This is a genomic window from Nocardia sp. NPDC050412 (assembly GCF_044458825.1).
Lineage (GTDB): Bacteria > Actinomycetota > Actinomycetes > Mycobacteriales > Mycobacteriaceae > Nocardia.
Map to the genome: position 1 here is coordinate 113180 of NZ_JBITIJ010000011.1, position 14479 is coordinate 127658.

14 protein-coding genes are annotated in these 14479 nt (G+C 63.2%); 10 read left to right on the forward strand and 4 right to left on the reverse strand.

The window, feature by feature from the left end; genetic code table 11:
* Positions 1-957: 957 nt before the first annotated feature.
* A complete protein-coding gene (locus ACIBI6_RS28500; RefSeq protein WP_364349299.1) occupies positions 958-1305 on the forward strand; it encodes a glycine zipper domain-containing protein in 348 nt (115 codons plus the stop codon).
* A 395-nt stretch (positions 1306-1700) separates the two neighbouring features.
* Here the strand turns inward: ACIBI6_RS28500 and ACIBI6_RS28505 are convergent, their stop codons facing one another.
* On the reverse strand, positions 1701-2480 hold the full coding sequence (locus ACIBI6_RS28505; RefSeq protein ID WP_396958394.1) for a GTP-binding protein: 780 nt from the start codon (positions 2478-2480) through the stop codon (positions 1701-1703).
* Between the two features lie 157 nt (positions 2481-2637).
* Here ACIBI6_RS28505 and ACIBI6_RS28510 point away from each other — a divergent pair, with 157 nt between their 5' ends.
* The 3 genes from ACIBI6_RS28510 (at position 2638) to ACIBI6_RS28520 (ending at position 6205) form a co-directional block, all read left to right on the forward strand.
* Positions 2638-3060: a Zn-ribbon domain-containing OB-fold protein gene (locus tag ACIBI6_RS28510; protein WP_396958523.1), complete on the forward strand. Its 423-nt coding sequence runs from the start codon at positions 2638-2640 to the stop codon at positions 3058-3060.
* Positions 3053-4255 carry a lipid-transfer protein gene (locus tag ACIBI6_RS28515; RefSeq protein WP_396958395.1) on the forward strand — a complete coding sequence of 401 codons (1203 nt, stop codon included), beginning with the start codon at positions 3053-3055 and terminating at the stop codon, positions 4253-4255. The genes ACIBI6_RS28510 and ACIBI6_RS28515 overlap by 8 nt, the downstream gene beginning before the upstream one ends.
* Before the next feature lie 507 nt (positions 4256-4762).
* Positions 4763-6205, forward strand: coding sequence for a flavin-containing monooxygenase (locus ACIBI6_RS28520; RefSeq protein ID WP_396958396.1), 1443 nt, complete (start codon positions 4763-4765; stop codon positions 6203-6205).
* A gap of 269 nt (positions 6206-6474) precedes the next feature.
* Here the strand turns inward: ACIBI6_RS28520 and ACIBI6_RS28525 are convergent, their stop codons facing one another.
* The gene (locus tag ACIBI6_RS28525; protein ID WP_396958397.1) at positions 6475-7038 is read right to left on the reverse strand and encodes a hypothetical protein; all 564 of its coding nucleotides are present in this window, start codon (positions 7036-7038) and stop codon (positions 6475-6477) included.
* A gap of 618 nt (positions 7039-7656) precedes the next feature.
* On the opposite strand from ACIBI6_RS28525, the gene ACIBI6_RS28530 reads away from it, so the two are divergent.
* From ACIBI6_RS28530 to ACIBI6_RS28555, 6 genes are all read left to right on the forward strand, one after another.
* On the forward strand, positions 7657-7932 hold the full coding sequence (locus ACIBI6_RS28530) for a hypothetical protein (protein ID WP_396958398.1): 276 nt from the start codon (positions 7657-7659) through the stop codon (positions 7930-7932).
* A 424-nt stretch (positions 7933-8356) separates the two neighbouring features.
* Positions 8357-8638: a hypothetical protein gene (locus tag ACIBI6_RS28535; RefSeq protein WP_396958399.1), complete on the forward strand. Its 282-nt coding sequence runs from the start codon at positions 8357-8359 to the stop codon at positions 8636-8638.
* Positions 8635-10713, forward strand: coding sequence for a hypothetical protein (locus ACIBI6_RS28540; RefSeq protein ID WP_396958400.1), 2079 nt, complete (start codon positions 8635-8637; stop codon positions 10711-10713). The genes ACIBI6_RS28535 and ACIBI6_RS28540 overlap by 4 nt, the downstream gene beginning before the upstream one ends.
* Positions 10710-11072 (forward strand): hypothetical protein, encoded by a 363-nt coding sequence (locus ACIBI6_RS28545; protein ID WP_396958401.1) that lies wholly within the window; start codon positions 10710-10712, stop codon positions 11070-11072. The genes ACIBI6_RS28540 and ACIBI6_RS28545 overlap by 4 nt, the downstream gene beginning before the upstream one ends.
* A gap of 130 nt (positions 11073-11202) precedes the next feature.
* On the forward strand, positions 11203-11883 hold the full coding sequence (locus ACIBI6_RS28550; protein ID WP_396958402.1) for a hypothetical protein: 681 nt from the start codon (positions 11203-11205) through the stop codon (positions 11881-11883).
* 4 nt (positions 11884-11887) lie between these two features.
* Positions 11888-12331 carry a YbaB/EbfC family nucleoid-associated protein gene (locus tag ACIBI6_RS28555; protein WP_396958403.1) on the forward strand — a complete coding sequence of 148 codons (444 nt, stop codon included), beginning with the start codon at positions 11888-11890 and terminating at the stop codon, positions 12329-12331.
* A 114-nt stretch (positions 12332-12445) separates the two neighbouring features.
* Here ACIBI6_RS28555 and ACIBI6_RS28560 read toward each other — a convergent pair whose 3' ends face one another.
* Positions 12446-13291 carry a hypothetical protein gene (locus tag ACIBI6_RS28560; protein ID WP_396958404.1) on the reverse strand — a complete coding sequence of 282 codons (846 nt, stop codon included), beginning with the start codon at positions 13289-13291 and terminating at the stop codon, positions 12446-12448.
* A gap of 467 nt (positions 13292-13758) precedes the next feature.
* A complete protein-coding gene (locus tag ACIBI6_RS28565) occupies positions 13759-14031 on the reverse strand; it encodes a hypothetical protein (protein WP_396958405.1) in 273 nt (90 codons plus the stop codon).
* Positions 14032-14479: the final 448 nt, after the last annotated feature.

The window sequence follows — 14479 nt, forward strand, 5'->3', positions numbered from 1 at the left end:
GCTGTCGCTCCCGGCACGTCGGCTTCCTGGGCAGACTTTCGTGGATGACGCGCCTGGTCGGCATCCACCGCTGGCAGGCACAGCCCCAAATTGCCTCCAGACCGACGCGAGCGGCCGGAGCCGCGCGCACTCGTCGAAAGTGCCCGCGCGCTGCTTTGGGGGCATGATCGTCTCCGCCGCTATGCCGGCCCCGGTCGAGGAGACCTTCACCTGGCGCCTGGCGCCGAAGGCATAGAAATCGAACGGTGGACCGCGGCCCGCACCGTCGCTCAGAGCCTCACCAAGCACAGGCAACTGGGTCTCACGATTCTTCGAACAGCCGCAACGCCGAACGGACAACGTCGCTGGCCGACCGGGTAGTGGCTCGAAGTGACCTCGCCGTCGATGAACACGCTGCAAAGGTCACCGAGCGCATCAGGCTAATGGCAGAAGACCCCAACTTGCGCCACAACGGTGGCAATACGTCAGATCAACTGGCAGAGGACAGCATCGAGCGAAAGGTTTGCGAGCCCGCTCGGCCAAGTGGCTCTGTCCATGAGCTATGACGGCAGTTATTCGCGAATCCTGTTGGCATGCCGCCACATGTATACACCGAAGACATTCGCGAATGGACGAACAGGATCAGGTCAGCGTCTCGCGCTCGGCCGAGCATCTACCCCTCTCGATCATCCGAAATGCCGATGTGCGGATGCCAATTCGCCACATAACGGCGCTATTCGCGCGAGCGCACCGGTGCTGTCCCCTGATCCGATGGAACCCGGCTGTCCGCTCAGATCTCCAGTGATCATTTTGTGATGCCGATAATGTGCGAATTCGCATGTAGCGCAGTATCGTCGGGCGCGGTGCGCAGTAGTGGCCGCTCGATTGCTGTCAATTCATCAGAGCAGCAAAAGGCAGTCTTCCCTGATGAAGTAGTGGAACTCGGTTGTTCCGAGGGCCCGAAAGGTTAGGAAAACAATGATCCGTTCTGCCCTGATCAAGACGAGTCGCGTCCTTGCGGTGAGTGCCCTGCCATTGGCTGCGGCCGTCGTATTCGCGGGCGCGTCTTCCGCCTCCGCGGATCAGGCTGCTGCTCCGACGGCACCGGTTGTTGCCCAGCCGATCGCCGGGCTCCCACTGGAGGATGTCACCACCAACCCCGACGCGCAGTACCCGGATCCAGTGCTGAACGGCGCGGCTGCGGGCGCTGCGATCGGCTCCGCCACCGGTTCCTTCATCGATCCCGTGCCCACCCTTATCGGCGCCGTGATCGGCGGGATCGTCGGCTCGATCAACCCGGGCGTCATCCCCCAGGTGCTGCCCTGATCCCCTAGGACACATCCCTTTTCGTCGAGTCCGAGCAGCGCACGCTGCTCGGACTCGACTCGTTCACCGCCCCTGCACTCACCTTGTGGTGCGGATAGACAACTGCGTTCCACTCGCACTAAACGGTGAACCGGCTGTCTTCGTTTGGTTACTCGATGTGGCGGAACGGTCATGGGGCGTGGGCCGGTTTCGGCGAAGTGGCCACTTCGCGCGCCTTGGAAGAACCGCGGCAGCATGTGGGTCATGCGCTCGGGTGTGCCAGTCGCGATCTGGTCGGCAAGCCGCTGTTCGTCATCGACGACGATTCGCTCGATGTGGCGGGCACGAACGCAGCGGCCCGACTATCGCTGTGTAGTTGCGGAGCTGCCGAAGTCGTTGTCCTATGGCAGGGTCCGTCAATAGTCGAGGGCATGTTCCGGTTGACAGACGTGCATAGGCGACGGCAGATACCGGACTATGGCGTCCAGGACCGGGGCGATGTCGTCATTCCATGTCGCCGCATCACAAAGGACGGGCACAGCGTCGCCGATGCGCGTGAGGCAGCGGATGCGCTCGTGCAAGTGTTCAGGTGGGATCTGTCGCAGGCCGAGAATGGCGTCCGAATCTGCCGCGTCCTGTTCTATCACCGTGGCCGCCAGGTTGCGGTACCACTGCTCGGCGACTTTCCAATGGCTGCCATAGAATTCGACGGCCATCGGTTCGAGCGCCCACATCGGGACCAGATCGATAACGCCTTCGAAATCGGTGCCGATGCCGATAGGAATCTGCAACGTCAACGGCACCGCCCCGCGCGTCTCGGCGATCGTGCGGACGCAGCGGTCGAAGTCGGCGGCGGGATGACCGAGTCCGGTCACCAGACACAGCCGTGCGACCTGATGGTCGTCGGCAAGCCGCAGTATCGTCTCGAGTCGCGGCGTGCTCTTCCCAGCAGCGTTCACGACCGCGATCACCCCGTCGGCTACCCGGATGGACCGCTCCAGGTCCGCGATCGGCGCGTGGCTCGACAGCTCGGCGATATGGACAGTGTGATCGACGCGGCCCGTCACCCAATGGACCGTGGTCGCCATCCTGGCGAAACCGCGGAACAGGCGGTGGACGACTCGCGTCGTCTCGTCGGGGTCCCCGATGATCGTGACGTTGCGGATCGACTGCGGGTCAATGGCTTTGGTGCCCATCGGCGTTGTGGTACTCCAAGTCGACTCGAGGATCGCATCGCGTCCTCAATCCGCAGTCACCGTACCTCCGCGCTTACATCGCCGGAGCGGATTTCAGCCCCAAAATAGAACATGTTCCTATACCGTCGGGTTTGTGCAGAAAGAACAACGCCCCGCGGTGGCAGGCTGGTTCACTGCGGACGACGGCGCGGTACGTCTCGTGGGAAGTCGCTGCGATGTGTGCGGCACACCGTATTTCCCGCGGAACACGCTGGCCTGTCGCAACCCGCAGTGTGCAAGCCCGAAGGACGGCTCCGAGTTGGTCGAGTACCTGTTCTCCACGCGTGGCCGGATCTGGTCATACGCGGACGCCCGATACAAGCCGCCCCCGCCCTATGTCTCGCCCGATCCGTTCGAGCCGTACGTCGTCGCGGCGGTGGAGCTCGAGGTCGAGCAGATGGTGATTCTCGGGCAGGTCCAGCGCGGCCTCACGGTGGACGACCTGGCCGTCGGCATGCCGGTCGAACTGACCCTCGGCGTGCTGTACGAGGACGAGGAAGCGGAGCACACGGTGTGGATGTGGAGGCCGGTCGATGCCTGACACGAATAATCGCGACATCGCCGTCCTCGGTGCGGGCATGCACCAGTGGGGCAAGTGGGGGCGCAATTTCGTCGAATACGGGCTGGTCGCGGCACGCGCGGCGCTGGCCGATGCCGGGGTAGACCACCGCGCCGTCGGCTACATCGCCGGTGCGGACACGATCCGCAACGGATACCCCGGTTTCGTCTCCGGTGCGACATTCGCCCAGGCGTTGGGCTGGTCGGGTGCGCGGATCTCGAGCAGCTACGCCGCCTGCGCCTCCGGTGCGCAGGCCATCGCCAACGCGCGCGCCCAGATCCTGGCCGGGTTGACCGATGTAGCGCTGGTGATCGGCGCGGATGCCGCCCCGAAGGGCTTCTTCCAGCCGGTCGGCGGTGAACGCCGCGACGATCCGGACTGGTTGCGCTTCCACCTGCTCGGTGCCACCAACCCCATCTATTTCGCGCTCTATGCCCGCCGCCGGATGGCGCTGCACGGCGCCACGCTCGACGATTTCGCCGCGGTCAAGGTGAAGAACGCCAAGCACGGCCTGAACAACCCGTACGCCCGCTACCGCAAGGAGGTTTCGGCCGAGGAGGTCGCGGACTCGGCGATCGTCTCTGACCCGCTGCGGCTGCTCGACATCTGCGCGACCAGCGACGGCGGTGCGGCACTGGTGCTGACGTCGATGGAGTACGCCCGCCGCCACGGCGTCACCGACCCGGTCCGCATCCGGGCGCTGTCGACGGTCACACCCACGTTCCCGAAAACCGTCCTCGACCTGCCGGATTTCGCGACGGACTCCGCCGTGGCCGTCGAGCCCCCGCCGCACACGTTCCGTTCCGCTATCGCGCACGCCGCGTACGAAGAGGCCGGGCTCGGACCCTCCGACCTGTCCTTCGCGGAGGTCTACGACCTCTCCACCGCTCTGGAGTTGGACTGGTACGAGGACATCGGGCTCTGCGACACCGGCGGCGCCGAGGACCTGCTGCGCAGCGGCGCAACGACTTTGGGTGGACGCGTGCCGGTGAACCCCAGCGGTGGACTGGCCTGCTTCGGTGAGGCGATACCCGCGCAGGCGATCGCCCAGATCTGCGAACTCACGTGGCAATTGCGCGGCCAGGCCGACAGCCGCCAAGTGGAGAACGCCCGCGCAGGCATCGCGGTGAATCAGGGCCTCTTCGGTCACGGCTCAGCAATCATCGCCACCCGCTGAACCGAGGCCGATCCACGCTGCGAAACCCCGGGCCACGCCCGGGTTTTCGTATATCGCGACCGCGACGAAGCCGTGGTCGCTGGATGGTGAATCGGCCCCCGCCAATGCACTCGACGCCGAGATGACCGAGGCTCCAGCTCGCCATAGGTCGGCGAGCGCTTCGCGGTCGATGAGGATCAACCTCGACCTGGCGCGGGAATCTATTGCGATGCAGGCAGTAGGGGTTCCGGACTGGCAGGATCGCGTATTCAACAGTCGCAAGTTCGTCATTCCAAACCAGCCCGCGAAGCCGAGTGCGCCGCACGAACTGCACCCACAGTGCAACCAGCGCAGGCGCAAGATTGACCAGCACCATCGCCACCCAACCGGAACCCGGGCCACCGCAACAAAGAAACTCACAAGCGGGCGAAGTGCCGCCACTACCTTCGGTACCGGTCGGCCAATCCCGTTGGTGGACTGGTCATCACAGCCCCAGCGCATCAGCGGATGCGGCACTAGGCTGAGTATATGGCTGTAGTCATCGTCGGCGCAGGATTCGGTGGGGTGGCGATGGCGTTGGAGCTCGTGCGCTCCGGTCACCATGATTTCGTCATCCTGGAAAAGGCATCCGAGGCAGGGGGAGTCTGGCGGGAGAACACCTATCCGGGTGCGGCATGCGACGTTCCGTCGCCGTACTACTCGTTCTCATTCGCCCCGAATCCCAGTTGGCCGAGACGGTATTCGGAGCAGCGCGATATCAAGGACTACCTGAACCGGCTGATAGACGACTACGGTCTGCGCCCGCACATCCGGTTCAACACAGAGGTAACCGGCGCGGACTTCGATGTGGCAACGCGACGGTGGCGAATCGAGACGAACACTGGCGAGACTTTGGATGCTGACGTGTTCGTGCCCGCCACCGGCCAGCTGTGCCGACCGGCAATTCCGGCTATTTCGGGCCGGGAGTCATTTGCGGGCGTCAGCTTCCATTCCGCGGAGTGGAATCACGACTACGAACTCGCCGGCAAGCGGGTGGCGGTCATCGGAACCGGTGCGAGCGCCGTCCAGTTCGTGCCGCGGATCCAACCGGTGGTCGCCGATCTGACGGTCTTTCAGCGATCGGCTCCTTACATCCTGCCGAAGCCGGACACCGCGTACGGTCGTCTGCACCAGTGGACTTTTCGGCGGAGGCCACTGCTGCAAAGCGTGGAGCGGCTGCTGTGCTGGTCGGGCGGGGAACTTGGCGCCTTGGGCCTTGTGAGGAATCGAAGCATCGCACGCTTTGTCGGCTGGATCGCGAAATGGAATCTGCGCATACAAGTTCCGGACGAGAAACTGCGGGCGGCGCTGACGCCGGACTATCCGATCGGGTGCAAGTGTGTGCTATTCGGCAACAACTTCTATTCCGCGCTCACCGAAACCAATGTGCATGTAGTGACCGAGGCCATCACCGAGATCACCCCCCGAGGACTCCGGACTGCTGACGGTGTTGAGCACGACGTCGACGCCATTATCTACGGGACAGGTTTCCTGGCGCAGGAACTGTTGGCGCCGATGAAGATCCGAGATCACAACGGTCGCGACCTGCACGATGTGTGGGCCGCAGGCGCGCGGGCCTACCTAGGCATCGCGGTTCCCGGTTTTCCGAATCTGTTCATCATGTATGGCCCGAACACCAATCTCGGCTCCGGGTCGATCATCTACATGCTCGAACGCCAAGCGCGCTACATCCGCCAACTCATCGAGCATCTCGACACTCGTCCGGGAACCGCGCTCGACGTTCGCGCCGACGTCGAACGACACTACGATACCGAGGTGCAGCGCAGGCTCGCCTCGACCGTATGGGCTTCCTGTGCGAGCTGGTATCGCTCCGAAACCGGCCGGATCTCGGCGAACTGGCCCGGACTGGTCAGTGAATACGACCGACGCACCCGCCGAGTAGAGATCGCGGACTACCGGCTCATGTCGTAGGCAGAAGTTACGTGCGGTCCAGGGGATAGGCAGCATCTGCCGGAAATCCGGCGGTAGCGGCATGGAGCGCCGTCCAACTGGTAGTTCGTACCGCTTCGAATGCGATCCGATTGCGTTGTACGGCAGATAGATTCCCGAGTCACCTCGAATCAGTCGGACCAGACATTGCAGATATTGATGCGACTCTGACGACACTGGATACGGGGTTCCGCGCGGTCCGGTCTACCACTCGCTGCGAGCTCTCCCGATCCGTCGCGCCCACAGGTGCATCAACTTCTGCGCGTCGCATCCACTACACAGGCATCCACGGCTCGTACCCGCTCGTCTGCCGGCGAAATACTCAGCGGTGACGACGAGGCTTTCGGGAATTGCGAGTTGATGCGTGCGCCACCGGTGGAGGCGAAGACGACGTGGTCGCGCAGGATCCACACGTCCGAACGCTCTTCCATCTGTCCGGATGCGTCGAGGGTCGTCGCGCCGAAGAACGTGAGACGACCATCGATGATCACCGTGGCATTGGTGAGCCGGTAGCCATCCATGGTGAGGCCCGCTTGCACCTGCGCGACGACATTCTCCGCCGCTGGCGCGCATCGCGGATCCGACAGCGACGCCGGCGCAGCGGCCGGTGTGGTTAGCAGCGCGGCAGGGGCTGAGCTGCTCGTTGTACTCGCTGCAGTCGATTCCGACTCTTCCTCACCCAGGCCGAGCGCCTTCGAGACGAGCACGACGACGACTAACAGTGCGAACACACCGACAACGCTGGTGATCAGGGCGCGCACCACAGCATTAGCTTGCCCGCGTATGCCGAGGCGTTCGTCTGGTTCGATGGACATGGGAATCCCTTTGTGCGATTGACGGATTGACCGCGCCGCGAGCACCTATTGCCCCTGCGCACGAGGCGCAGGAATCAGCCTTTTCACGGCAGGCCGTGGCTAGGTTAGCGTCATGGGAACCCGAGCCGCTCGCTGATCTCACTCATGAGAATCGTTCCATGGCGCGACCAGCAACGAAGTGTTACAACAAGCTTGGCCGTCAGTCGGCTGCCAGTGGAAGGGTTATGCGTGCCGCGTTTGTGGCCCGAGCATCCGATGACTGGTACGTCAACCTGCTGTGGTTCAACCGCCGCAGATGCCTCCTGCTGATTCGTCATCGTCGACGAATGCCACCACATCGCCGCATTCGCCTTCACCGAAGTCCTCAACCAACCCGCCCCGATACTGGCTCGGACTCACGGCCCCTACCGGCGCCCAGTGGAGGTGTTCTTCCACGAACTCGGTGGCTGCTGTGCCCGGACGCGTGGTGTGTAACCAGCCATCGTCCCGGCGGCACCGGCGTGGGCGGGTGGCATGGTGGCGGCGATGTGTTTGCCGAGGTTTTGACGCCGGGTGACAACCAGTTTGATGTCACCACCGAAGTCGGGTGTTGCGCCTGGCTGTATCGTCGCGAGCGCAATGAGCGAATTCCATGTGGAAGACATCTTCCCGGTGAGTTTCAGATCGAATCCGTTCGTCGTCGGTCGGGCCGTCGGGGACTTCGCGGTGGGCCAACAGGTCGAGTTGCACAAGAAGGACGGAACGACCTACCGCGGAGTCCTGGAAGCGCTCGACTTCCACCAGACCGCGCCGGGCAAGTTCTCGCTGGTCTTCTCCGCCGATGTGTCGTCTCGAATCGAACCCGGCGACGTGGTCTACTCGGTTCCCACCGGGAAAGGTCTGCGCTCACAGTGACTTCAGACATCCAGGAACGGGGCGGCAACTTCAGCGCGAACTCGCCGAGATCCGCAGCAGCAGCCAGCAACTCGCCGCGGCGATTGCTGGGGTGCGCGGCCGCAGCGAACTACGAGCAGTACTCGTCGAAGTTGTGGCTAGCGGATCCACGCTTCTGCCGCTCTGCCAGGCGGTCGGTGTTGCCGGTCGGGGGTCTCAACGCCGGGGCGCGTAATCCTGGGTGACGGCAGGTGGTTACCCACCGAATCCACGCCTGCTGCCATACATGGGTAAAGACATTGCAAAGCAACGTCTTTCAAATCGAGCGCTTCTTTCGGGTGTGTCATGATCATGAAGCCAACCGGTTTCGACGGGTTGGTATTTTGTGGGTGACATCGGAAAATGTGGAGGGGCAGTGCTTTTCGTTCCGGAGTCGGTGCTTGGTATGGCACGCACGATCGAGCCGGCGGTTGATGCCACCCAGGGGCACGCGACGCGGATCGCGGGCGTTGGATTCGAGGCAGCCCATGCTGGACAGGACTATTTGGAGCAGGGGAACAAACTCGCGGCGGGTATCGACGGGATCGTCACGATGCTGACGTCATGGTCCGAGGCCTCCGGCGCTACGGTCGAGGCTTTGCGGCAAGCAGTGACTACGACAGTGACTACCGACCAGCAGTCTCATGCTCAAATCGCCGCAGCCGAGGGCCAGTTGGGCTCGGCATGACCAATCCCCAACAGTATGAGCGGCAGTATCTAGCTGGCCTGGGCAAGGCTCAGCAGGACCTCGCACGTTTTCTCAAGGAAGACGGCAATAGCGTCTTCGATAAGGCGATCTGGAACGACAAGCCGAAACTCACTGGCTCCGATGTCAACAAACTGCTCGATCAGGCTGCTCCCGGGCTCGAGTGGTTCCGGTTGGCGCTGGTTCGCTATCACCGTGTGTGGGATTTGTTGAAACTGCCAGGGTTCGACAGCATCGTCGTCGAGCCGCTGAGTCTCGACGATTCGGCGGTTGGCGGTGAACGTATCGACACCATCAAGGATCCGAACGACGAGATGCGCAGACTAGAGGGGACCTACTACGACCAACAGCGCAGCATGAACCTCGACAGCCTGCGCAGCCTCTCCGCAGCGCTCGCCGCCGCCTCCTCAGGGACTGATTCTCACCTCAGCACGGCTGATATCACGACCGACCTGGCCGGTATAAAAGACGCGGTTCCTGAGGTATGGCAGGGAAACGCCGGCGGAGCCGCTCAGGATTATCTGGCCGGATTGCACGCGCATGCCGATCAGCAGAGCCAATACGTGCAAGCGGTTACGGCAGCTGTCAATGGGCTGCCCGACGTGCTACTGCAGATCGTCAGGGACAAGGCGAATTTCGTCGCTGGATTCGACAGCTCCCAATGTCCGGTCGCTGGGCACGCTATGCGGCTCGACGGTGCCGAAGACCCCGTGAGCGCGATCATCACGGTGGCATCGGGCGACAGGGACTGGTTGGGTAACGACACGCAAGTCGCAATCCGGCAGCTGCACATTACTGAGTCCGACGGCTCAGTCATGCTGAACAACGCGGACAATATGTCGAAGATCCAGCCGGTGTGCAAACAATGGCTGACCGATCATTTCGGTCCGGCGGTGCGAGAGGCTTTCAAGGCTTTCATTCATCAATGCGCGCTGGCGGACTACTACATTCGCCGTGCCTATCAGCCGGTGATGGACCTGCTGGACAACCACGATCCCAAACCGTTTCCCAAACCGCAGGACCAGCAGACGCCAGCGCAATCTTCCACGTCCCAGACCAGCGCGGCGAGCACCGGCGTGCAGACCGCGGGGGTCAACTCGACCACACCGCAGACCACGCCCCAATCGACATCAACAATGCCCACATCGGCTACCTCGACCACTTCGCAAACGAATCCGCTGCAGACGCTGACGAGCCTTGCCAGCCAAGCCAGCCAGGTCGGACAGACAGTGCAGCAAGGTCTCAGCCAGCTAGGGACCACCGTCCAACAAGGATTGACCGGACTCAGCGGCACCACGACCGATACGGGATCAACGATTGCTGGCGCGAACGAGACATCCGGATCGAAGACCCTGGCGAACTTCACTGTCGCCGGCCAACATATGACGGTAACGCAGGCCTCGGACGGCACGGTCACCGCGAAGATCACCGGCGCCGATGGTAAGTCGCAGCAGTACTCCATGGGAATCAAGGACGGCGTGCCGTTCTTCACTCCAAGCGGGGATTCCACGACAACTCCCACGACAACCAACGCATCCAACGACTCCGGAACCCCTACTGCGGGACCCGCATTAGGTAGCGGGGCAACAACGCGGGTGGAGGCGCCGACGGCAACACTGTCTGTGCCGGTGACACAGTCGGGAACGTCGGTGGAGCAGACATCACACACTGCGACAACCGATTCCACGTCCGGGTCCTCCTCGAGCGGATCGCAGGCAACCACGGGTTCGACATCAAGCGGCATGCCTGGAAGTAGCGCGGGCGGAGGCAAGAACACAGCAGAACGCGACCGCAGCTCCACCGGACTCGTGTTGCCCCAACCGATGTGGGTCTCCCCCCCAGGTTTCGATGGGGTACTCGCCACCCCACCCGGACCGGACGGCGCAATACCCCTAGGACCGGTGCTAGCAACAGCCGGGCCATTGGACAACGGATCACAAGTTGCCTCGGACATTGAACCGCCGACCGATCCGGCGCCCCTACCCGAGCCCGCGACAACGCCGGTCCCACGAGTCGACGGCGTGAAGATCGAGATAGAAATGGGCGATCGGAAATGAACTACGCGGCCGAGATGGACCGAATCGTCGCCGAATACACGGCGGCCTCACGCACGGTTCTCAACCGGTTTCTCGACGCCGATGCCCGGACAGCTCGTAGCGGTGCCGAGGTGTTCGACGACGTCCGCCAAGAGCTGATCCAGCGCGAACAACAGCACCAGCAGACCCCGGAAGAGACAGCGGATGGCGAGGCTCGTGCCGAGCATGATCGACTGTCACGCGAAGCCGCCGACCGGGCTAGGGCTGCCGCGGCCGGGCGCAAGAACAGCAGGGACAACTATGTGATGCCGACCGATTGGACCGATGCGGACGAGGCCAGGGAAGAAGGTTATGGCTCACCGAAGTCCTGGCTGGTCTAGCGGGCTCTGTCAGGTGGCGGTTCTATTCGCCTGCGCAACAAGGTGTGTGGTTTAGATGAGGTTGCGAGTTGATTCGGCCGGGAGGTCCACGTGTGTCCATCATGGCCCGAACGAGTGGTAGGGGGCGGTTATGAATCTGGGCCAGCGGGCTAAACAGGACAAGCTCCATATTTCCGATTACCCGGGTGACAAGACCCTGGTCTTGCCCGAGCCCACGGACACGCATTTCGCGTGGGCACGTGCGAATCCAGGTAAGTGGAAGCATTTCGTGGACCCGCGGGCCGATAAGTCGGCGATCCAGCAGACCAATGTGATCGGTGGCTGGTTGGCCGACGACAAGGGTGGATTCGCTGAGATCTGGTTGAATCCGGATTTCATACCGACGCCGCAGTACGCACGTCGGGACATCGCGAACGAGTTCGAGTTGGTGATGTGGCGAGTCGAATACGGGTTCAACAACATCGGTCGATTCATCGACGCGTTCAGCCGCAGTGAGCTCATCGTGGTTCTGCCCACCGATGATCCAGATGGACAGCGGGGTTTGCCGCTGCACGCCGTACGCGACGCCATGCTCTTGGACGTCCACACCTCTGCGGGCATGTTGCTCAGTGATGTCAACCCGTGGCTGCGCCGGACGGTCTCAGGCCGGGAAGTGCTCGAGCAAGTGTGCACGCAGGAGCGGACGTGGGTGATCGTCAACCCCGACAGCTTCCCGAACATGGAGTTGCGCGGCTCGGATCTGGCCGATTGGTGGCAGGAATGGACCGTCGCCGAAAGCAACCGACTCGCAACAGAATCCGACGGCAGGTGATCGCGTGGAGCGATGGGAACAGGAACAGATCCGATCCGCCAACGCCGGGCTGCGTTCGGCATTGGATGCGATCCAGAACGACTTCGACCGTGAAATCGATGAACTGGGCGAGATCCAGCGCAAGCTCGCCGCGATGAAGATCCATGCGACGACACCGAACAATCTCGCGCGGGTGACCGTGAACTCATCCGGGATGGCCACGGAGATAACCATCGTCGACGATGCCTACCGTCGCAGCACACCGCAGCAGTTGACCGAGGATCTCAATGCCGCGATCCGGGGCGCGGTCGAGGCGGCGGCTACGGCCCGTGAGAAGGTGCTGGTGCCCATCAAGTCGATCGTGGACGGTATGGCGGATCTCAACGAAATCATTCCGGGCGCACCGAGTTTGCGGAATCTGCAGGCGGTGCTGTCCAGGACATCGCCGCCGCCCGAGCAATCACGTTGAGCTGAAAATAGCTTCTTGGAACCAAAGGCGCTGCCGCAGCGTCGAAGTCGAAGACTGTCCGAAACCTGATGTGGGAGTGCGAACGTGGCTGAGCTGTGGGCTGATCCGGACCGGTTACGTGCGGTATCGCCGCTGTTCGAGCAGTTGGGCGATGACGTGAATTCGGCCTTGGAGACGCTTCGGCAGGGTATTGAGTCCGAGGGTCGCTGCTGGGGTGAGGACAAGCCCGGACAGCAGTTCGAGCAGAACTACCCCCAAGGCGACGGTCAGGGCAGTGTCGGGGAATGCCTTGCCGCGCTGGCGAACCTGGCGACCAAGCTGAAGACGACCGGTGATCGCATCACCACCACCGCCAACGGCCTGCAAACCCAAGATCAACACAACGCCGACCCGTTCCGGCCACTGTAGGGACGAACACCTATGACTCTGTGGTTTCCGCAGCTTCCGGGCCCGTTGGGATGGCTGGAGGACTTCCTTGTCGGTCATTGGCCCGAGGGCGACGAAGACGCCATGCGCCGAACAGCCGAACACTGGTCGAACATGGCCAATGCCCTGCGGGAACTGCAGCAGCCTGCCGATCAAGCGATGAACACCGCTTTGTCGGCTATCGACGGCAAAATCCACGACGCGATGTCCACCTACTGGGAGGATGTCGCCGGCGGAGACGGCAGCGATCTGCAAGGCCTCATCAACGCCTGCGACAGCTTCGCGAAACAACTCGAACACGGCGCCACCGATATCGAATACGCCAAGCTGTCGATCTACTTTTCGTTGATCGCGATGGTGGCGATAGCCTTCGTACCCGGTATCGGTCAGGTCGCCGACTTCGCTGCCGCTGCCGCCGTCAAACTCATCATCCGTAAGACGGTGCAGGAGCTGATCGACAAGCTCGCTGCCAAAGGCGCGACATTCCTCGCCGAACGAATCGGTCTGGAAGCAGCCAGCCAGTTGGGTGAGCATGCGGCATCAAAACTGACTGCCAAGATCGTTGGGGAAGCCGCCGGCGGCTCAGCTTTCGGAACGGCTTTCGGCGCAGGCACGGATCTAGCCGCCCAGAGTGTCCAGATCGCCGAAGGCAACCGCGACGGCCTCGACCTAGGCTCCATTGGCCGATCCGCCGGCGCCGGCGCCGTCGCCGGCGCGGTGGCCGGGCCGATCGCGGCGAAAGCCGGCCAGAGCCTGGCCAGCACGGTGGGCACCGACGTCGGATCGAATTCGCTGGGCGCAGTGCTGACCCGCGGCGTGGGAGCAGTCCCCGGAAACATCGCCGGCAACACCGCAGCCGCGGCCGCGGCCTCCGGGGGGCACGTCGACTTCAGCACCGTCGCCGACGGCGCAGGCGCCGGATTCGGTCGCGTCAAACCGCATGAAGTTGTCACTCCGCACGAGACCGGATCATCGACCAGCACCACGACCCCCGCCAGCACTCACGCCGACTCTTCCCATGAATCCTCGGTCACCGCTGGCAGTGGGCAACCCTCGACCACCGCCGCATCCACACCGACGCCCCAAACCCACCCCGACACCGCGGCCTCGTCCACCGCAACGAACCCAGAGGCGAGCACCTCATCGGCTGCCGCGACGACAGCAGGCGTCCAGGACACCCACGGCCCGACTTCCACTGCCGTCGGCCAAGACAACCCGATTGGCGCCCAACCCAATTCAGCAGGAACGGGCCATACCGCCGACAGCCGCTCCATTTCCTCCGACCCATCTGCCGCACCCACAAGCGGTACCGGCGGGCACTCGACGCCCGACCGCGGCACTGTCGGACAGGCTCCGACGGCGACCACCACGACACCCACACCGGACCGACAACTCGCGCATGGGTCAGCGACACCTGCGTCCAACGCGGCTACCCCCGTCGGCGACCGTCCCTCGCCTGCAAGTACGGCCCGGGCATCCACCGACGTGCCCCAGCGTTCGGAGAGTTCGCCCCGAACAGAGAGCCCTGCCCCGACCGATCGCGGCACAACCCCACAGCGCCCCAGCGATACTCCTCGTTCATCCAGCAGCGTCGACACCCCGGAGCGGACGACGTCAACACCCCCTGCGCGTGAAACCACCAGCAACACATCACGTCTCGACTCCGGACCGCACCAGCCAACTAACCGGACACCCACCAACGGGGCCGACGACCGGTCACCA

Excerpts from the sequence above, each read along its gene's own strand:
- ACIBI6_RS28500 (WP_364349299.1), top strand. The coding sequence starts at position 958 with ATGATCCGTTCTGCCCTGATCAAGACGAGTCGCGTCCTTGCGGTGAGT.
- ACIBI6_RS28505 (WP_396958394.1), bottom strand. The coding sequence starts at position 2,480 with ATGGGCACCAAAGCCATTGACCCGCAGTCGATCCGCAACGTCACGATC.
- ACIBI6_RS28515 (WP_396958395.1), top strand. The coding sequence starts at position 3,053 with ATGCCTGACACGAATAATCGCGACATCGCCGTCCTCGGTGCGGGCATG.
- ACIBI6_RS28520 (WP_396958396.1), top strand. The coding sequence starts at position 4,763 with ATGGCTGTAGTCATCGTCGGCGCAGGATTCGGTGGGGTGGCGATGGCG.
- ACIBI6_RS28525 (WP_396958397.1), bottom strand. The coding sequence starts at position 7,038 with ATGTCCATCGAACCAGACGAACGCCTCGGCATACGCGGGCAAGCTAAT.
- ACIBI6_RS28530 (WP_396958398.1), top strand. The coding sequence starts at position 7,657 with ATGAGCGAATTCCATGTGGAAGACATCTTCCCGGTGAGTTTCAGATCG.
- ACIBI6_RS28535 (WP_396958399.1), top strand. The coding sequence starts at position 8,357 with ATGGCACGCACGATCGAGCCGGCGGTTGATGCCACCCAGGGGCACGCG.
- ACIBI6_RS28540 (WP_396958400.1), top strand. The coding sequence starts at position 8,635 with ATGACCAATCCCCAACAGTATGAGCGGCAGTATCTAGCTGGCCTGGGC.
- ACIBI6_RS28545 (WP_396958401.1), top strand. The coding sequence starts at position 10,710 with ATGAACTACGCGGCCGAGATGGACCGAATCGTCGCCGAATACACGGCG.
- ACIBI6_RS28550 (WP_396958402.1), top strand. The coding sequence starts at position 11,203 with ATGAATCTGGGCCAGCGGGCTAAACAGGACAAGCTCCATATTTCCGAT.
- ACIBI6_RS28560 (WP_396958404.1), bottom strand. The coding sequence starts at position 13,291 with ATGCTCACCCAACTGGCTGGCTGCTTCCAGACCGATTCGTTCGGCGAG.
- ACIBI6_RS28565 (WP_396958405.1), bottom strand. The coding sequence starts at position 14,031 with ATGGAGCGGCTGTCGGCGGTATGGCCCGTTCCTGCTGAATTGGGTTGG.